Origin of the sequence: Holospora obtusa F1, from assembly GCF_000469665.2 — a bacterium.
Lineage (GTDB): Bacteria > Pseudomonadota > Alphaproteobacteria > Holosporales > Holosporaceae > Holospora > Holospora obtusa.
Genome location: NZ_AWTR02000061.1, coordinates 1 through 19,327, shown reverse-complemented (window position 1 = coordinate 19,327; position 19,327 = coordinate 1). Strand labels below are relative to the sequence as shown.

17 protein-coding genes, 1 tRNA gene and 1 pseudogene are annotated in these 19,327 nt (G+C 33.3%); 9 read left to right on the top strand and 10 right to left on the bottom strand.

Going from position 1 to position 19,327, the window contains the following annotated elements; genetic code table 11:
• Window positions 1-201 precede the first annotated feature (201 nt).
• The 3 genes from P618_RS09310 (at window position 202) to P618_RS03315 (ending at window position 2,678) form a co-directional block, all read left to right on the top strand.
• Window positions 202-318, top strand: a complete 117-nt coding sequence (locus P618_RS09310) for an IS630 transposase-related protein (RefSeq protein ID WP_075260896.1) — start codon at window positions 202-204, stop codon at window positions 316-318.
• A gap of 406 nt (window positions 319-724) precedes the next feature.
• Window positions 725-2,203 carry a trypsin-like peptidase domain-containing protein gene (locus P618_RS06060; RefSeq protein ID WP_021827344.1) on the top strand — a complete coding sequence of 493 codons (1,479 nt, stop codon included), beginning with the start codon at window positions 725-727 and terminating at the stop codon, window positions 2,201-2,203.
• Window positions 2,190-2,678: a transcription antitermination factor NusB gene (locus P618_RS03315; RefSeq protein WP_021827345.1), complete on the top strand. Its 489-nt coding sequence runs from the start codon at window positions 2,190-2,192 to the stop codon at window positions 2,676-2,678. The genes P618_RS06060 and P618_RS03315 overlap by 14 nt, the downstream gene beginning before the upstream one ends.
• A 575-nt stretch (window positions 2,679-3,253) precedes the next feature.
• Here the strand turns inward: P618_RS03315 and P618_RS03310 are convergent.
• Window positions 3,254-3,739, bottom strand: a complete 486-nt coding sequence (locus P618_RS03310; RefSeq protein ID WP_075260895.1) for a DsbA family protein — start codon at window positions 3,737-3,739, stop codon at window positions 3,254-3,256.
• A 35-nt stretch (window positions 3,740-3,774) separates the two neighbouring features.
• Entirely contained in the window at window positions 3,775-4,005 is a 231-nt protein-coding gene (locus tag P618_RS03305; protein ID WP_021827347.1) for a hypothetical protein, read from the bottom strand.
• Between the two features lie 740 nt (window positions 4,006-4,745).
• On the opposite strand from P618_RS03305, the gene P618_RS03300 reads away from it, so the two are divergent.
• Window positions 4,746-6,956 carry a hypothetical protein gene (locus P618_RS03300; protein ID WP_156918984.1) on the top strand — a complete coding sequence of 737 codons (2,211 nt, stop codon included), beginning with the start codon at window positions 4,746-4,748 and terminating at the stop codon, window positions 6,954-6,956.
• A gap of 177 nt (window positions 6,957-7,133) precedes the next feature.
• Here the strand turns inward: P618_RS03300 and P618_RS03295 are convergent, their stop codons facing one another.
• Both P618_RS03295 and dusB read right to left on the bottom strand, forming a co-directional pair.
• On the bottom strand, window positions 7,134-9,275 hold the full coding sequence (locus tag P618_RS03295) for an ATP-binding protein (protein WP_021827350.1): 2,142 nt from the start codon (window positions 9,273-9,275) through the stop codon (window positions 7,134-7,136).
• Between the two features lie 9 nt (window positions 9,276-9,284).
• Window positions 9,285-10,271, bottom strand: a complete 987-nt coding sequence (gene dusB / locus P618_RS03290; RefSeq protein WP_021827351.1) for a tRNA dihydrouridine synthase DusB — start codon at window positions 10,269-10,271, stop codon at window positions 9,285-9,287.
• Between the two features lie 352 nt (window positions 10,272-10,623).
• Here dusB and P618_RS03285 point away from each other — a divergent pair, with 352 nt between their 5' ends.
• Window positions 10,624-11,898 carry an MFS transporter gene (locus P618_RS03285; protein ID WP_021827352.1) on the top strand — a complete coding sequence of 425 codons (1,275 nt, stop codon included), beginning with the start codon at window positions 10,624-10,626 and terminating at the stop codon, window positions 11,896-11,898.
• Between the two features lie 1,031 nt (window positions 11,899-12,929).
• Window positions 12,930-13,002 (top strand) — tRNA-Arg (locus P618_RS03280).
• Between the two features lie 28 nt (window positions 13,003-13,030).
• On the opposite strand, the gene P618_RS03275 is transcribed toward P618_RS03280, so the two are convergent.
• Window positions 13,031-13,951, bottom strand: a complete 921-nt coding sequence (locus tag P618_RS03275; RefSeq protein WP_021827354.1) for a diaminopimelate epimerase — start codon at window positions 13,949-13,951, stop codon at window positions 13,031-13,033.
• Window positions 13,918-14,304: a 2Fe-2S iron-sulfur cluster-binding protein gene (locus tag P618_RS03270; protein WP_021827355.1), complete on the bottom strand. Its 387-nt coding sequence runs from the start codon at window positions 14,302-14,304 to the stop codon at window positions 13,918-13,920. The genes P618_RS03275 and P618_RS03270 overlap by 34 nt, the downstream gene beginning before the upstream one ends.
• A gap of 215 nt (window positions 14,305-14,519) precedes the next feature.
• Here P618_RS03270 and P618_RS09305 point away from each other — a divergent pair.
• Window positions 14,520-15,156: pseudogene (locus P618_RS09305) on the top strand (transposase).
• A 451-nt stretch (window positions 15,157-15,607) separates the two neighbouring features.
• Here the strand turns inward: P618_RS09305 and P618_RS03260 are convergent.
• Together P618_RS03260 and P618_RS08845 are read right to left on the bottom strand one after the other, a co-directional pair.
• Window positions 15,608-17,338, bottom strand: coding sequence for a hypothetical protein (locus tag P618_RS03260; RefSeq protein WP_021827359.1), 1,731 nt, complete (start codon window positions 17,336-17,338; stop codon window positions 15,608-15,610).
• Window positions 17,339-17,860: 522 nt separating this feature from the next.
• Window positions 17,861-17,989, bottom strand: coding sequence for a hypothetical protein (locus P618_RS08845; protein ID WP_021827361.1), 129 nt, complete (start codon window positions 17,987-17,989; stop codon window positions 17,861-17,863).
• A 279-nt stretch (window positions 17,990-18,268) separates the two neighbouring features.
• On the opposite strand from P618_RS08845, the gene P618_RS03255 reads away from it, so the two are divergent.
• Entirely contained in the window at window positions 18,269-18,631 is a 363-nt protein-coding gene (locus P618_RS03255) for a hypothetical protein (RefSeq protein ID WP_156918982.1), read from the top strand.
• Between the two features lie 77 nt (window positions 18,632-18,708).
• Here P618_RS03255 and P618_RS09300 read toward each other — a convergent pair whose 3' ends face one another.
• Window positions 18,709-18,822: a transposase gene (locus tag P618_RS09300; RefSeq protein ID WP_420805320.1), complete on the bottom strand. Its 114-nt coding sequence runs from the start codon at window positions 18,820-18,822 to the stop codon at window positions 18,709-18,711.
• Between P618_RS09300 and P618_RS08835 the strand changes: the two genes are divergently transcribed.
• Window positions 18,793-18,924, top strand: a complete 132-nt coding sequence (locus P618_RS08835) for a hypothetical protein (protein ID WP_275574330.1) — start codon at window positions 18,793-18,795, stop codon at window positions 18,922-18,924. The genes P618_RS09300 and P618_RS08835 overlap by 30 nt on opposite strands.
• 223 nt (window positions 18,925-19,147) lie before the next feature.
• Here the strand turns inward: P618_RS08835 and P618_RS08440 are convergent.
• Window positions 19,148-19,327, bottom strand: a 180-nt coding sequence (locus tag P618_RS08440) for a hypothetical protein (RefSeq protein WP_040458386.1), incomplete at its 5' end; no start/stop codon positions are given.

The following is a 19,327-nucleotide window of genomic DNA, read 5'->3' as shown; positions in this document are numbered from 1 at the left end:
TTTAATTTAGTTAATTCACAACAAACATTCGCATAAATATACAATACACGGTTTTTAGGGGGGGAATCAACAGTAAAATCATAATTAAAATTTTGATCTCGTGAGCGAGATTCTTGAGAGATTTCAATAAGTATATAGTAAAAACAGTTGAGTTGCAATACGATACATGGTATGTTTTTTCTAAAAAGATAGATAATATTAATGAGTCTATATAGTATAGATTTAAGAGAAAAGGTCATAAGTTTTATCAAAGCAGGTAACAATCAAAAAGAAATTTCCAGAGTTTTTGGAATAAACAAAACGACAATCAACAGATAGTATTTGCGTTATAAAAGTAAAGAACATTTTCGCCCAAAGATACGTTTGGGCGCAAAATTTATAACTTTTTTGTAAATTTTTTAAATATCAGCCTTATGCATTGTTTTAATTGTTTCCATTTTTTTATGACAAGATATCTATTTTTTAAGATTTTTACAAGATGAACTTGATACTATGCTAAATTTATTTCTACTAGGTATATTCTTGTACAAAGTTTTTAAAAAAAATTTTCTTTTTTATATATTTTAAATAAATACTTAGTTTTTTATTTGCTTGCAATGTATAACGATTTTATTTTTATAAAAAAAAATTTTCTTATATTGATTTTTTACGAGAAAAAGAGATAATAAATATAAAGATAATCAAAAAATCAGGACTAAAAATGTTTAGACGTATAATTTTTTTTATGCCTCTGGCATATGCCGGCATATCATCTGGTCTCAGCGAACATAAAACAGAGTCTCCTCCTTTATTGCTTTCAAAAATTCAAGATGAGTTTGCTCAAATTGTTGAAAAATTTCTTCCCTCTGTCGTAAATGTTGAAGTTGCTTGGGATGAAGTGACTCAAGATGTTTCTGGAGAGGGGGATTTTTTACAAGATTTTTTAGAAGGATTTTTGTTTCGTGGTCAAGATTTTTCTGGAAAAAAACGCGGATTTAGGGGAGGGCAAAGAAATCCTTTAAAGCATCGTGTGGCTTCTCAAGGATCTGGATTTATTATTGGATCAAAATCTTTAAAAGAAGGAAGTCAGAAGACTATTTATGTTGTTACGAACAAGCACGTTATTGATGGAGCGTTGAACAAAAATAGCAGTTCTCGTCGTAGGCCTGGCTCAAAAGTGAAAGTTCGTCTTCAATCTGGAGTTAGTTATGAAGCTGAAATTTTAGGAAGCGACTTAATGTGTGATATTGCTGTATTAGCCTTTAAATCTGAAGAATCTCACCCCGAATTGACTTGGGGAGATTCTGGTGCGGTAAAACAGGGGCATTTTGCGTTAGCTGCGGGAAATCCTTTTGGTTTAGGAGGAACCGTAACAATTGGGCGTATTTCTTATAAAAATCGGGAATTTGGTGCAGATAATGGGGATACAACAGAAGGGCCTGATCTTTTTCTTCAAAGTGATGCGGCGATGAATAAAGGAAATTCCGGAGGGCCTTTGCTAAATATTCAAGGACAAGTTATCGGTGTAAACACAGCTATCTTTAGTCCGACAGGAACTTATGCAGGAATTTCTTTTTCTGTGCCTTCCGCAAGAGCAAAAATTGTAGTAGATCAAATCATTGAAAAAGGTTTTGTGCACAGGGGTGTTATTGGAGTGTTTCTGCATCCCAAGGGAGTGTATGGAACCGAACATATGAAAAAAGGAATGCGGGGAGTATTAATTAAAGAAGTTTCTCCGGGCTCTTCTGCAGACAAAAAAGGTGTGCGAGCAGGAGATGTTATTTTATCTGTTAATGACACTCCCGTAAAACACTGGATTCAGGTGCGCTCAATTATTGGATTTGTCAAACCTGGACAATCTGTAAAACTTACACTACTTAGAGGAAAAAATCAGATGGATATAGAAGTTCCTGTAGAATCTTTTTCTTCAGAGACTACGCAAAAAAATAATCATTTTATGGGAGTTATTTTTGATGTATCTTCAGGAAAAATACGTGTTCAACACGTAGAAGAAGATTCATTGTGGAAAAACGCCTTGGTAGAAAATGATATCATTCTTCGACTCGGTGATCAAGAAATAAGTGATCCTAAAGCATTTGTTGATCAACTCAGTCAATTACAGGAAAAAGGTATTAAGCGTGTCATTTTGACCTTAAAAAGAAAAGATAAAGAAATTTCTCTTGTGCTTCCTTTAGATCAAGGTGGTGAATATGAACCTTCCTAGCTCTTTTTGCCCATCTTTAAAAAAAAAAGAGTTTTCTTCTCGTTCTGTTGCAAGAGCATTATCTATTCAGTGTGTATTTATGCTTGATTATCCTGAACATAATATGGAGATGTTTCTTTTTCCTATCGTTAAAAGCAGAACTCATGCATTATTTTGTGATAACGAAACGTATTCCTTGGATGTGGAATTTGCTCAGAGTATTATTTTTGGTGTAAAAGAACATAAAATTGCTCTGCAAGATAGTATTCAAACGGGTTTGTTGAAACTGCGTACATTATCTCTTTTAGAAGAAGTGACAAAAAGTATTTTATTGTGTGGAGCTTGGGAACTGAAATATGCACTACAAAATCCAATTGCAGTTATTTTGTATGAGTATGTTCAGTGGGCAAAACATTTTCTTCCAGAGGAAGGTGGGTACGGCTTTGTACACGGTGTCTTAGATAATATACGTCCGTTATTGCGCAGTGAGATTTAAGCAGTAAAAAAACACAGAAGATCTTTTTTAAATACGGAAAAAAATGATTTTAAGAAAACTTTTTTATGTTTAAAAAATAGAAAGTGGAAAAAATACGATGCATATCCTTCTGCTACAGTATAATCAGTGAAAATAAATGGGCTGATAAGACTCAATCAAGTTGATTTTTTCGTAATAAAGAATCAACTTAACGCATCTTTCGTTCGTTATTAAGCTTGTTTGGAAATATTAACTTTGTAAAAGTATATATAAAGTATGAAAAAATAACAGACCAAAAGATATTTTCTACGTTTTTAGGTAGAGTCTCGTTTTTTCTTGGAGTTTTGGAAGCTTGATTGTTCTGTATAGGTATAGCTATGGGAGTTCATTTCTATCGTTTTGGAAATATTTTACATCACCTGTCCTTAATGATTTATCGCTAGAGAGTTGAAGTCCATAGCATACCTAAATCCGCTCAGCAGATCAAGAAAATGGTATCTTCAAAAGTCATATATTTAGACAATATGATGGAAAATAAAGGGGCTCTAAAAGCCCTAAACATATTGTTTATTTTTAATAAATTATCTCTCGTATAGTTATTTAAGCCAAGCATAAAATGTTTCCCAGCTCATGTCTCCGATTCTTGTTTTTATACGTTTCCCTACAGAATTCCCAGGAATATGTAGGACAAAAAACGGAACATCTGCAATCCCAAAAATTTTTTGTGCTTGCATCTTTTTTTCAAAAAGTTCCGTAAGTTCTTTTTTGGAAAGTGTATCGTGATTTTTGAGAATATTTTTGACTTTTTCCAATTTTTTAGCTTCTAATTTTTCTAAGGAATCTTGCGTATCACAAAAATTCCATTCAGATTGCTTGTGCATCAAAAGATCTCTTGCGTGTTGAGGATTTTTAGAGGCCCATACATGTCCGCTGGCAAAAAAACTTATACGATCTGCAGGATATTCTACAAAAATTATTCGAAGATCGCCATTAGTATATAAAGGAGAAGATTTCATTTTCCTAAAAGTTTCCTGATGAAATGTGTTGCATACATGGCACGCAAGAGATGTAAATGCGATCAACGTATACTTTGGAGTATCTTTGGGCTCATGAAAACTTAAGTAGAATCTATCTTTTTTTTTAAAAACGTTGTCTTTATATAATTTTCTTGTAACGCTTCTTGATTCAACGAATCGGTTTTTTTATAGGCAAGAGAAACCCAATGATTGATGTAAATACCAATGCCTAAGCAAGTTATAGATACTCCCATCCCTAACAAACTTTTTTTATACAAAATCAATTGCGTTTCCTTTTTTAGACCTTGATTGAAGAAATTATATTCTAGCATAAAATGTTTATGTATCCCTAGACGTTAACACAAAAAATCTACATTACTCTTCAGATTAAAGATGCGTACATCTAGACCTGACTATTATTGAATAAGTAGCCAAAAGAAATCCACGTTTATACGTGTCTTGAAAGGATCAAAAGGCAGGCACGTTTTTAAGGAAGGAGGGCTTGAATTCCCTGTAACGTAACGTCAAAAAGGTAAAGAAACCGTCTGTTTTGGGTGAGTAATAGGTGAATGAAAAATTTTTTCGAAACGCTAAGTGTATCTGTAATCATGTTTTGGAAATGGAAGGGTACGGTTTTAGGAGAAAATTTTTTATGTATCTTTTTCTGACACGAAAAAAATAGATCAATAACAGTCATATGCGTACTTAACAAATTTTCAACGACGGGATAAAGTGTAAAAAATATGACGAAAAGACGAAAAGGAAATGGTGACCGAACTTTATTATGTGTGAGGGATCAAAAAATCTTCTTAAATTTTAATTTTTCAAGATCATTGAAAGAGCGACCAAGGAATGAGAGGCAGGCCTTCTATATCTTTTTCCTCTATTTTTATTGTTTTAATCAGCGACACATTTAAGGGAAATTTAGACAATGATTACCCCTAATAAAAATTTTAAAATTTAAAATATTTTTTTTATCATGTTTTTATTATGATATTGTAGTATAAAAAAAAACAACAAAAATAAAATAATGAAATTCTCTATTAATCAGAATAATACGAAAAAAATAAAAATGATTTTTATTTTAGTGTATTTTTTGACCTATGCTGGACCTATCTTTTCTAGTAGTAACAAAAAACCTTCTCCCACGCCAACGCCAACGCCACTAATTATTGTTGAGCGTCCTGAGCAACAAATTTCTCCGTATTGCTTTGATGGATTAGGTCAAACCTTAAGTGTTTCTGGAGAAATTAAAAATGGCCCAAATGCCTTAATACTTAGGATTGGAAACACGATGTATGATGCTTCAAAATTTCATAAAGATCCGAACACAAATATCATTTTTAAAGAAGAATCTGTCAATTATATTTTTAATTATTGTAAAAGTAAACAAGCTGAATTGGATATCGAATATATGTTTCTTACGCATCCTGAAACTTTTGGAAAAACGCAAGCTGAGCAAGAAAAAAATACATTAATTCTTCGGGGCTTCAAAAAAGATGCAAAGATGGATCTTTATCTTCCTTTAAACGTTATAGACAACAACGGGGCGCCACAACGGTTTTTAAAAGAAGACAAAAAATACCTTTTATTACAAATAGATAAAAAAGGCTTGATGAGCGAAGAAAGTTTACAAACGGTAAGCTCTATTCGTCTTAAAAAAATTTTTCTCGCTGTCGACCAAATGATGGAAAAAGCGCAAGATCTTTCTTCTTCTGGAATAAAGATAGATATGGGCGGATTAAAAAATCAATTTGAAGGGCTTCAAAAATTAGGTGAATTGTATACCAATAATATTACGTCAGCAACAACACAAATTCCTTTGCTTAAAAAATATAGTTATATTGAATTAGAACAAGCTGTTTCTAAAATTTTAAATTATTTTACTTACTTCACGATTGGAGATACGGGACCTTCTGATGCCCCTTTCTCAGAAATAGCGCAACTTTATGCAAACACGACAAAAATAGTATCTGAGATTCGAGCAATAAAAGACAGAGTGCGTACTCCTTTTAATGAAATGTATAATTTGGCAAAATCTCTTCCTGGTGACGAAATTAATGGAGTAGAAGATTTTGTGAATTCTCCTAAAAAATATACGATTCCTATGCGTTTTGTTCACGATGCTTCCGGTCAGGATATCAATACAACGAAGCTTTTTTATATATGTGATGAATGGTGGAATCAATTAGAAAATCTACAGGGAAAAATTTCTGCTGTCCAAACAGTGAAACAAGGATTTCTTCCTGATTTAAGAAAGGATATTTCTGCAATCAGTTCACAAATTGCGTCTGTTCAAGCGCAGAAAAAAAGTTTTGAAGAGGCACTGCAGGTATCTGCTCAACAGGGGAATATGCAAGACATTAATGGCTCTGTCAGTAAAGCAAAGTCTGTGGTAGAAGAAAAAATTAATGAAATCATAACTCTTTATAATAAAATATCAGCTTCTATTGAAAGTGTAAAAAATGTAACAGACACATTATTTCAGCAATCATTGTCAGATATAAAGAAACAATTTTCTTTAATTGCTCCAAAAGTAGAAGTAGAAATAATTTATAAGAATGAAATACCCGCTAAAATTCAAAATGCTTACAAATCGGCCGATGAACAAAAGAAGTCTAGCTTTACGCAGTTAGGAAACGCAGTAAAAGAGCATATCACAAAATTAGATACTTTTCTTGATCCTGTAAAAGTAGAACTTCAAGACTCAACCAAAAACCCTGTACCTACTTGGAGCGAAAAGTATGCGAATATTAGTTACATGGTTAACGTTTTGCGAGACGATTTAAGTCATTCGGCCCAATTGTTAGCAAGAACGACAGATTTGGATGTAGATTTGAAAAATTTTCTTAAAGATTTAGATCAATCTATTCATTTAAAATTAGCTGACATTCAATCCGTTGGGAATCAAGTAGAAATCAAAAAAATGTACTTTCAGTACATTCTATCTTTAGACTTGGTACAAAAAATGACGGGTTCTCCAGTAGCAACTCCCGATTCTTTTCCAGAAGCGCTAAAACAGTATCAAGCTGATAAAAATATAAATGTGCTTATTGCAAAATATGAAAAAATTAAGACCATAACCGTGCAAACAAAAAACACCTTAGAAGAAAATTGGAGAAAATTAAATAAAATGGATCAAGGTTTAACAGAAGTCAAACTGTTATCAGATAAAATTAAACCTTTGATTTCTTCAACCTCCTCTAGTTATATTATTGCAGTGTTTAATACTCATGTGAATGCAAAAATGCCAGAAAATAATAGGCCCGCTCCTTTGCTTTAAAAAACACGAATCTTGGAAACATCGTTTTCATAAAACTTCTATTAAGATCCTTTGATGAAGGGGAACGGTCTTTGACCCTGTACTGCAAAATTATTTTGCGGTACAGGTACTGATTTTGGTGAATAAAAAAATTGTAAACTAACCTATATTTTAGAAATAATCAATGACAGATCTAAATTATACGGATTTTCTTAAATCGGGAAGCTCTAAAATAGCAATTGCACCGTGGTCACAAGGGGCAAGCATCAAAGTTCCATGATGATCTGAGACAATGCGTTGCACGATAGAAAGCCCTAAGCCAGTTCCGTAGGATTTAGTGGTGACGTAAGGATCAAACAAAAAAAGAGGCGTGTCGCTACTTAATCCTTTTCCATTGTCTTCAATAGAGATCTTAATCCCTTTACTGTTTTGTATCATCGTGACGGTGATTTTTCCTTCGGAAAGATCAGGTTCATATGGTCTATCTTGAATCGCTTCAATAGAATTTTTAACTAAATTACTTAATGCGCGTTCTAGTTGTCCTTCATCTCCTTTCCACAGTTCGTGTTCATTCACAAAATCTATGCTAAGAATAAATTGCAGATCTGGATAAGCTTGTTGATGAAAATTAATCAAGCGATGAAGCAGCGTGTGCATAGAAAACAGTGCAAGCTTTGCTTCTGTCATTCGTGAAAACGAAGAAAATTCCGAGATTAATTGATCTATGTATGCAACTTGCCGAACGATCGTATCTACACAGTCTTGAAAAATTTCTGGTTCATTGACAAGGTGTAAAAAACGTTTTCTCAAGCGTTGTGCAGATAAGGTGATCGGAGTTAAAGGATTTTTTACTTCATGGGCCACTCTTCTTGCTACGTCCTGCCAAACGCTACGCTTTTGTGCTGCTACAAGCTCTGTAATGTCATCGAATGTTAAAGTTAGCTCTGCTCCATTTGACCAAGCACGGACATATAAAGCGTAGATACGAGGTAAGTGATTTTGTAAAATGGTCATCTGTTTTTGACTTTGCTGACCAGGCTCAAGACTAGCTTCTTTTACAAATTCCCAAAACTCTTTGCAAATATGCTGAAGATGATCGTTTTCCATAGTTTGCGTTTTTTCGAGCAAACTCTGGGCGCGTTCATTAGATAAAATAATACGTCCATTCATTTCAAGCCCCAACACTCCAGAAGAAACGCCTTTTAATACATTTGATAAGCGATGACTACGTTTTTCCAGCGTTTGATTCATAATAATTAATTCTTCTTTTTTAGCGTGCATTTCATGAACCATTACATTAAATGTCTGAATTAATAAACACAATTCTTCCATAGATTCTGACTCTACATCCTGTACTTGGGTGAGCTCTCCTAAGCGAATAGATTGAGCTGCGGACAATAACGCTCCAATGGGTTCTGTCAATCTTTTTGAAAATTTGACTCCTATCAAAATTGCAAATAATAGTAGGATGCAAGAAAACAGTAAAAACATAATGATAAATTTTTCAATAAGTGCGTTTTGTTCTTCAAAAACACGTTGATAGGCTGTGCCAGAGCGCTTCATATGCTCTACATGATGTAGCACTGCTGGGTCAACTTGTCTTGTAATTAATAAAAAACATCTTTTGAGCGCTAAAGGAACTACAGCTACCACGCGCCCTTCTTCTTTATGTAAATCAAACATAATTCGCTTAGAGGATACTTTTTTGATATAAGGAGCTGTGATGCGACTTAAATACTTAATAACATCGTCAATTTGATGCGTTTTAGCAATGATTTTATTTTTACCTTGAAAATGTTCAAATAAAATGGCTTGATGTGTTGAAAGTGAGCTCATATAATTTAAAAAATCTTTTAAATCCTGAAGAACATGTTTAAAATGAGCATTATTTTTCAGCTCTTGACTAGAAGTAATTCCTTCAATAGTCAAAGAAACGTTAATGGTATGTGCCAACTTTAAGATCGATTCTTCCAAAATTTTTTTATGTTCTAAAAGGTATGCATCTGCAACTTGAGTAGACGTATTTATGACAGTTCGTACACGATCTTTAAACCATGTTTGAACACCAAGTTCCAAAAAAATTAAAGAAAATAAAGTGATCAAGACGCAAGGAGCAACCACCATCATAGAGCATAAGCTGACTACTTTGCGCTGAAATTTTCGACTTTCTTCTCGAACCAGGGGAGGGGATTGTCGGTGTAATAGCGTATATAAAACAAAAGCATTTAAAAAAAGCAAACAAAAAAGAATTATTAAAAAAATATAATCTTTTTTAAAATGCCAGCTAAGCCACAAAAAAACAGTTCCAAATCCGAACCATAAAAATTTACTATTAATCAAAAAAACCTCTCAAATTGTTCGGTCTGTGTAAAAACTATCTATATGATTAAAAATTGCTCTAGGACACGTTTCTTGAAAAACACGTTGACGAAACGCCGTTGCTCCTTCTGCACCTTTACTATACCAGCCTAAATGTTTACGCAAAATATGAACTCCGCGTTCTTTTCCATAAAAAGTTAAAATATTTTCCACATGGCAACGAACACTTTGATGCTGAACGATTAAAGATGGAGAAGGTAAATCTTTTCCTGTTTTTAGTTTGTGGAAAACTTGTGCCAAAAACCAAGGTCTTCCGTAAGATCCTCTGCCAATCATCAGTCCTGAAACTTTTGTCTGATTCCAGCGTTGTTCTGCCGTTTCAAGGTCTGTAATATCTCCGTTTCCTATGATAGGTAACGGAGATTCATGAGCTATTTTTTCAATAAATTCCCAATCGGCGTGATCTTTATAAAATTGGCATCGTGTTCTGCCATGAAGTGTAACCCAAGAAATTCCTGAATGATAAGCTATATTAATTAAGTGCGATGCATTTAAAGTTTGACTGTCCCACCCCATACGCATTTTTACGCTTACTGGAATTGAAACAGACTTGACGACTGACTGAAAAATGGATCCCGCTAATTTTTCATCTCTCATCAGCGCAGCTCCAGCAAAGCTGTTGACGGCAATTTGTTTTGCAGGACATCCTAAATTTAGGTCAATAACTTGAGCTCCTTGGTCCATTGCCCACCTTGCTGCCTGCGCCATAAGCATTGGATCATTTCCTGAAAGCTGCATAACTTTGATTTCGTCCGTAATCATCAAAGATCGCTTTAGCGTTTTTTGCGCCTGGCGAAGAAGAGATTGGCTGGCAATCATTTCTGAGACAGAAAAGCCAACGCCTCCAAAAGCATGCACAGCTTTTCGAAAGGGAAAATCACTTACTCCAGCCATTGGAGCTAATATAACCAAAGGATCTAAAGAATTCCAAATAGGTATCTTAGAACGAAATATCATGGATCAATGAAAAAATATACACATCCATTTTAACTAAAATTTTTATTAAGATCTAGGAGCTTGTGTGGTCTATGGTAAATTTAAGTTGAAGTTTAAAAAAATAAGAGATATTTCTAGAAGAAAATTTTAGGCCCCTGTAGCCTAATCCTCTGTCTTCGATTCAGTGAGTGTCGTGCTTTACCTGTGTGAAAAACTTAACTTAATTTACCATATTTCAAAATAAGGATCCGTATTCGTGGTATGGGATGATTTTTTTTAAATACATGTAAATATTCGTAAAAATGAAATTTTTCTTGTCAGAAATATAAAAAATTTGTACTATTTTTTATATTAATTTAATGCGCTTAAACTTATGAATTTTTTCCCTCATCAAAAAGCACGATGGATTCTGATTTCTAACGGATTAAATCACGGAGAGACACTTGCCTATACCTTATTGATTCCCTGGATTATTCCTGTATTTTTTCCTTATGCATCCCCTGAAACGCATCTTGCATGGGGGTACAGTGTTTTAGCGATGGGAATCGTTACGACTCCTTTGGGGGCTGTGTTATTTTCTTGGATAGCTCAGTGCGTAGGTGCGCTTTTTGGGCTTAAATGGTGTTTACTGGGAAAAGCTCTATTAACGGGGCTTTTTTTAATGTGTCCGGGATATAAAGTGTTGGGAACTTCGTCACTTGCACTATTTTTTTTATTGAGATTTCTTATAGGTGTTTTTTCATCAGGGCTATCTTCTATTTCTAAAATTTATATTATGGAAAAAAAAAATGACGAAAAGAAAGAAAATTATGCACATCGATTTTCTTATCTGTATCAATTTTCTACGATGTGTGGTTATGTCGGAACAAGTATTTTAGTAAATGGTGTAACAAAAGAAGCGTTCTTTTCTTGGAGATGGATATTTCTTCCATTTTTACTGCAAGGGGGGATTGGAATGATGTGTATTGCATGGCTGAGTAAAAACAAATATTTTAGAAAAGCAGAAAATTTTATTTCTTTTTCCTATCGTTTTTTTTCCTATCGTTCTGCGCTTGAGCTCTTTTCTTTTCACTATAAACCTTTATGTATGGTAAGTTTAACCACGGGATTAAGCTATATTCTGTGGAGTTTAGCCTTTGTGATGATGAACGGACTAATCCCTTTAACCGCTTTTATGTCATATGCTACAGCTTTTTCTGCCAATCAATGGTTTATGGGGGTAGATATGGCGTTAATTTTGATTTTAGGACCTATTTTGACACACTATGTTCCGGAAAATATTCTGAAAAAAAGCACGATTATAGTAGCAATATCATTTCCTATGAGTTTTTTTCTTTTAGATTTTTATCCTTCTCTAATAATGATTATGGCTGTGCGCTTATGGATTGTCCTATGGGGAGTTATTTTTTCTTGTCCGTTGCATATGTGCTATAAGCGTTGCTGTCCTGAAGACAAAATTTATCTTATTGTAGGGCTTGGAAGTACTTTGGGGGGAAGTATTATCGGAAAATTAACACCGATTTTAACTGTTTGGATATATCATAAAACTGGAACATTTTTCTTTATTGGAATATACACGGCAGTGATTGCGTTTTTGACTAGAATTACTCTGCATTTTGTAAAACCTAATTATGGAAATTTAGGTTAAATTAGGCTCTGTTTATCTATCTAAAATTAAAAAAATAATAAACGAGATTAAGTAAAAGTGGTAATTAAGAATTTCAAAAAAGTGAAACATCGTGAAAAAAGTATCATTTTTTATCGTGTTTCTTTCTGTGCTATAAAAGCTGCATCTCACTCAACCTATATGATTTTAACTCTTATTTTTTAACCAGTGTAATTTTAAATTTTTTAGCACCGTATTTTAAGATCATATTTTATTTTCTTTGGTATAGTAACTTTGGTACACTTTGAAAAGATAGACTATGTTTTTTTCACACAATACTGTTAGACTTTTTATATTTCTTTAATCTTTTACTTTTTTTTATTTTTCTTCAATATAATATTTATTCAATATAATATTGGATGCAAGCTTTATAAACATGTTATAAAAATTATGAATCAACTTTTTTATAAATTTTTTTTCATTTCTTTCATATGGTTAAATAATTCTTTTTCTTGATCTTTTGAGGCATTTTAGTCGGTCCTGTGCGCAAATATATGAGCATCGCGAAAAAAGCTCCTAGTCCGGATTAGATCCATACAGATAAACAATATGAACAACATAAAGATAAGATATTACAGAAAAAACAGTTGAATTGTAATAAAATTAAGTTGAGATTTACGAATAAGGCAAAGCACACTACTCAGTTGATCGAAGGAAGATAGATGCTCTCGACTATATGATCTTAGAATTTTCTTATAGAAATAGCTCTTATCTTCATGAACTTCAATTTAATTTTAATTTACTATAGGACACTACTTATTAGCATTCATTTTTAATCGCCCAACTTCAGCTAAACTGTATCTTTCCGGATTAAAAAATAAATTTCTGAATGCAGAATTAAACTATAATTTTATTTTTTCAATTTTTATATTAAAGCACATAGAATTGATCAAAATATGAGCTTAATTTGACGTTTTAGCGCGATATATAAAACAGTTTCCTCTTTTAATTCAAAAAAGATTTTAAATGGTCTAGACTACGGAAAAAAAATGGAGCATAATGTATTCCATAGTGCGTCTTTAGCTCAGTGGATAGAGCGTCGGACTTCTAATCCGCAGGTCCCAGGTTCGAATCCTGGAAGGCGCGCGCTACTTAAACACGTTGAAGTAGTTAGTTATGGAATGGAAATATCTAAATCATAAAAAGATTGAGCTTTGTGACAATATCCGAATTTTGGACAATATCGAACCCAAATAGGACCTCCAGGAAAATTTAGTAAAATTTTTGATACCGGAGATATCTCAGATAAAACCATTAAAGCTGCGCAAGCGGCGGATCCACACGCAGGGGTGGGACCAACGCCTCGCTCCCAAGTGGCAATATTTGCGTTTCGAAAACTGCTGAAATTCAGGTAAGAAATATTAAAAAAGTCTTGACAATCGCAATCTTCTAGAGATTCAAAAAAATGTTTACGATAAAATTCAATACAAGAAACGGGATCTCGATCAACCACAATGATGATGTGAAAATTTCCAAATTCTACCAAACCAATGTGTGTCCCGATTCTATTAAAATATTCCCACTTTTTTTTAGAAATTTTTTTTCTGACAAAATCTAAAGAAAGTTTACGTCCTTTTCCTTGACGCACGTCAACAAAACAAGATTTTTTTTCAAATTCCCCTTTCTCTACGCAGGTATTTAATTCCCCAATAGGACCGTCAAATACCATTTCAGAGCCAGAACACTCCAATAGATACAATAAGTGAGCCGCGCATCGAGTTCCATTTCCGCACGCTTTTGCCGAACTTCCATCACAATTCCAGAACCGAATATTCCAGCGCTCGGAATGTTTAACGTAAATTAAAAGCACAAACTGATCCACTAAATGCTTTGTGTAGACAGAAAAAAAACACTCTAAAACAGACTGTGTAAGTGAAAAAATCTCATTCTGATATTCACAACCTATCACGCGAATCAAAAAAGAGTTTCCTTGAGACCTCATCAGATAGATATTTTTACAATCCAAAGAAAACTTATCTAAAAAAAACAAAGATAAAGCCGTTAAATCTTCAAGTGGCGGGTCTCTGTGGGGCATAAAACTCGAATACCATCTAAATCTTCCGTTAACGTTACCTGGCATCCTAAGCGAGAAGTTTTTCTCACATCATATGCCAGATCCAGCATATCTTCTTCTTGCATACTGGCATCAGGAAGAAGATTGAACAAAGTCTCATCTTGAATAATCACATGGCACGTGGCACAAGCACACGCCCCTCCGCATGCCCCTTCTAAATCAATTCCTTGGGACTCTAATATGTCTCTATGATCGTTAAATACTTCAAATATCGTTTGACCAACTTTTCCAAAAACTATAACCTCTTTTTCTGAAAAATTAGAAAACACAATGCGAACATTATTTTTTTTTATAGACTGCTTATTTGACAACATTTGGCATATCTCCAAACGTTAGATTTTTACTATTCTATACAATTTTTGAAAGAAGCGCAACTCTAAGAAGAGAAAAGCTTATCATAAATTTATAGAGCCCCGCTCTCACTTGAGTTGACTTTTTTCGATATTTTTTGAAAATTCAAAAAAATATGGGTTAAATGAGACGTTATGCGTTGCTGGATGATTAGTGGGGGCGGAAAAGGAGAGTTTACCTGAAAAACCAGTGGGAGGTGGGCGTGACAGCCAAGGACAATCTTCTGTTTGTTGAGGTTGTTTTATACCGCTACAGTGGGGGAATTTCTTGGCGTGATTTTTCCAGAAAGATTTAGTGATTTTAAAGCCCCACATACCCGCTGTATCCGTTGAAGCCAAAAAGGCGTATGGATAAAGGTCTTTGAATTTTGTCGCAGGACGAGGGGCATGAGTTCGCGATGATCGATGCAAAGATTGTGCCGAACCATCAACACAGCACAAGCTCTAAAAAAGAGCATCATCAAGCCATTGGACGCTCCTTTTGGGTTTTTGAACTTCAAAATTTATGCACCGTGTGATGCCTATAAAAATTCGGTTGGGCTTTTTACCTTAGACAAAGTCAGGACCATGATTTGAAAGAGGACTGGTGCATTGATGGATCACCTTGTGAAGGGACTGGTGCGGTGCTTGCCGAAAGAGTGTGGCAAAAACTTAAAAAAAAGGGGCATGAGACTGTGATCTTACCTAAAAAGAATCGTTTGGAGCCTTCAATTATGATAAATCTCTTTATAAAGCTCGTTATTTGATCGAGAATTTATTTTTCTAAATTTAAGACAATACCGCGCCGTTGCCACACGCTACAGTAAAAGCAATTGAATTGTGATAAAAAAAGCGCCATTTTACTGATATAAGCCTTAGCAGAACTAAATTTTTTTCCTAATTCATCGATATATTTTATTGCTTCTTAGTATATATTTCGTTTTTCTTTACTTGATTCCATATAGGTGAAGATTTTTTTATAAATAAAGCCTGTGCGCATTAAGCAATAACGTGCTGCATTGGCACTCATGCTAAATTCACGCGCACTATCTTCTGATTTAGCATTTCGAATTACAATTCAAGTATTTTTACTATAACATCACATAGAAGTGTATTCAAAAAAAACATGAACATATCCGAAAAATATTTCTAAGTTTCGTCTGTCTTATCAGCATAAAAATTTCTTTTATCCGCGATTCACCGTATTTATGTAACACATTCCCTTAAATTTTCGTAGTAAGTTTAATACATACGCTAAAAGCACTCTGATTTTTGTAACTCAACAAAATTAAATTTTCTCTATCTGTTGTGTTTCTTTGGTAACCGAGGGGCGCTTCGTTAATCCTGACGATAAGAATTCATTAACATGATATATTATGTGAAAAATTCTGTGTGATATCACGTTAAAATCTTCATCAGAAAGTTCATTAACTCTAGAAAATATATATTTTTGATTTTCTTTGGATAAATTCAAAAAATGAGGTTCTAATTCTTTTGACAGTAAACCTTTTAAAATAATTGGTAAATTTTTTGTTTCTACACAAGAAAGATGAGAAAGTAAGGCATGATAATAATAACAGTAATTATCATCACTAGTTTTCGAGTATATTCCTTCTATGTTTGAAACAAAAGCGTTAGCAAAATTCACGATCACTGATTGTTTAAAATTTTGATTATTTTGTGCAGCGAGAAGAAAATTTTCGTATTTCTTTAAATCGAAAGAATTAGGCATTTTTTTTGGATCAAATAATATGTGCTCATTACTAATATTTCTATCAATCCATCTATCAAAACACTCAAAAAATGTAGAATTGTAAAAAAAACTGCATTCATTCCATTCTTTTTGTAAATTTTTATTAACCCATTCGTCAAAATATTTTGAAAACTGAGAAGTGTTCATCAAATTTGGTGCTTTTTTTGCTAATGCTAATAATCCGTATAGAACATTGTTACTAAAAACCTCAATTTTTTCAAGAGATTTTAAAAATTTTTCTGTTCCTATTAGCATTTGTATAAATTGCTCTTCATTTTTTCGAATTTTTTTTTCCTTAAAGTAAGGAAAAATTTTTCCAGCTATAGCTGCCCGCATTTCTTGCATTTTTTTGTGCATATGATGGGATGAAGGAGTGTTTGGTAAAGTTAGTACAGTTAATAACAGACCACTACGTTCTATTTTTTTTATATCTAGTTGATATAAAGCGCTAGGAAGGCATAGATTTCTTCTCTGTATAAACTGAGTCCAAATATCACAAAAATCACTATCAGTTAACTGTTGTGTTTTTAAACAAATTTTTTTCTGAGTCGTTTCATTTATTTGGCTGAACTTAAATATTTTATCAATACCGTTCCAGCCAGAATGGTCATAATCATTACCCCATAATAAACGTGCCAAAAGAAACTTTAGATCTTGTTCTTTTGTAAATTCAAGCCATGAAGCAACCTTATAAATATCATCGCTATGCTTTAGCTGAAATCCTGACAAATTTTGAACTAGTAGCTCAATAATTGATGAAAAATTTTGGTTTTGTTTAAATCCATCTACAAATTTGACTAATGGCTCAAAATTTGTTTGCGCATTTCTTAAAAAAATTTTTATAATTTTTTCAATATTCTGTAAATTTCCAAAATATTCTATAGAATTAAAAGCGCTTCCCTGAAAAAATTCAGACATTTCACTAAGATGCTTGTCGAATAAAAGCACGACATGCTTTGGTAAAAAAGTTTTAAAAAAATGCCCCACGTTGTCCAAGCCCAACGCTTTTTGCTTTACTCTGTTTAATATACGTATAACAAGAAGACTATTGACACCTGAAAGATCTTTGTTGCTTAAAATGTTGATAGCTTGTCCTATGTTTTCATCATCCCACTCGTTTTTGCTGAAAATTTGGTGTATTTCTTGTTCTGTGGCTTTTTCTCCGCCCCCAAAGGAAATATTTGAATTTCCCACTGTACACATTAAAAATAAAAAAAACTTTAACTTTAACTTTAACGTCATAAAATTGTTTTGCTGCAAAATCATACTCGAATTCTAATTCAAAAAACATATTTTGTCAATGTATATTTCATTCAAGTAAATAAAACTTTAATAAACTTGCTGCGCCATTACTCATTTTAGCAAAACGTATGGGAAATTGCTGATTATAGAAATTTTTTCTATCATAAAATATCTGAAGATTGACCATATTTTGAGATGTGAGAAAGGTTGCATTATCCATGATGACAACACTGTTTGGAAGAAAGCTTGGTATCAAATCTTGGATCATTCAAGCGTTGAAATCTGCCATGTTGATGGTGATTTGAAAGAAATTTTTGAGTAAGAAAAACTGAGTCCAAACACGCTGATGATATTCGTTTGTTCCTTAGCTTCCCAATTGTGCCCCCTATAACACCTTCTGTCCTTTCAATTCATCCCTATGTGTTTTTGGCATGCCATGAGCTAATCCACTCTCATCCAAAAGAGTAATAAGACGAACGTCATTCTTGTATCTTTTGAGTTTTTGGTAAAATGTAGCACGTTTTTCGGTGTCTGCTTTGGGATGCTTTAGAGTTTTTTTAAGGCATACCTAAACGTTTTAGAGCTGACCAAGCTTTCGATACCGATTTTGAAACGTTGAAAAATTTCTGAAAAACTTAACTTTTCTGTCTCTTTGATCGAAACAACACGATGCATCAAATCGATGGAATACTTTTTCTCATACTCAATCTAAAATCTTCTTTAACTGTATATTCAAAAAGGGAAAAAATTAAACAGAGGAAAAAATTAAACAGATACTTTTTTTAAAAATTTATTTTTTTTTATTTTTTTCCAATATAATAATTGATGTAAGTTAAATAAACATTTTATAAAATTATGAATAAAATCTTTTATAAACTATTTTTTGTTTCTTTAATCTGGTTAAATACTTCTTTTTCTCAGCCACCTAGACGATATGCATCTAAACTATATGAGATGACACAATTTGATACTGATACTTCACTAGCTATGCGTCGAAAATTTAGTGAAGATTTTCATGATTTTTTGTTCGGATGTGTGCGTCGTTATATAGAAAATCCACAGATTGCGTCTAAGGACGATTTAGAGGAAATAAAAACTCTCGCACTCAACCTTCCTGATGCAGAGAAGGTCGTGTTTATTGAATTTTTATCAGAAAAAAATAATAACAGCTTAGGAAATAAAAATGAACTCAATAAGGAAACTTTTGAAATGATTGAAAAAGCGATTTGTGGGCGTATTCTTCCCTTATACGGAGAAGATCTAAAAAAAGTTTCCCAAGCTTATAAGGATATTTTTTTGAAGATAAAAGATAGCTAAAGGATAAAATGATATGTAGATGGGGTCTTAAAAAAACTTCTCTACTGATCTCTCAATTTTAAAGCTTTCACTTGAGCCTATTTGTGCTCGATGGGGTTGAGATCGGGGGAATAGGGTGGCAAGTAAAAGAGCGTGCATGTTTTTAACGCACTGAGCATATTTTGAGATGTGAGAAAGGTTGCGTTATCCATGATGACAATACTGTTTGGAAGGAAGCTTGGTATCAAATCTTGGATCATTCAAGCGTTGAAATCTGCCATGTTGATGGTGACTTGAAAGAAATTTTTGAGTAAGAAAAACTGAGTCCAAACACGCTGATGATATTCGTTTGTTCCTTAGCTTCCCAATTGTGCCCCCTATAACACCTTCTGTTCTTTCAATTCATCCCTATGTGTTTTTGGCATGCCATGAGCTAATCCACTCTCATCCAAAAGATAATAAGACGAACGTCATTCTTGTATCTTTTGAGTTTTTGGTAAAATGTAGCACGCTTTTCGGTGTCTGCTTTGGGATGCTTTAGAGTTTTTTTAAGGCATACCTAAACGTTTTAGAGCTGACCAAGCTTTCGATACCGATTTTGAAACGTTGAAAAATTTCTGAAAAACTTAACTTTTCTGTCTCTTTGATCGAAACAACACGATGCATCAAATCGATGAAATACTTTTTCTCATACTCACTCATCTTACGTAGCACCTT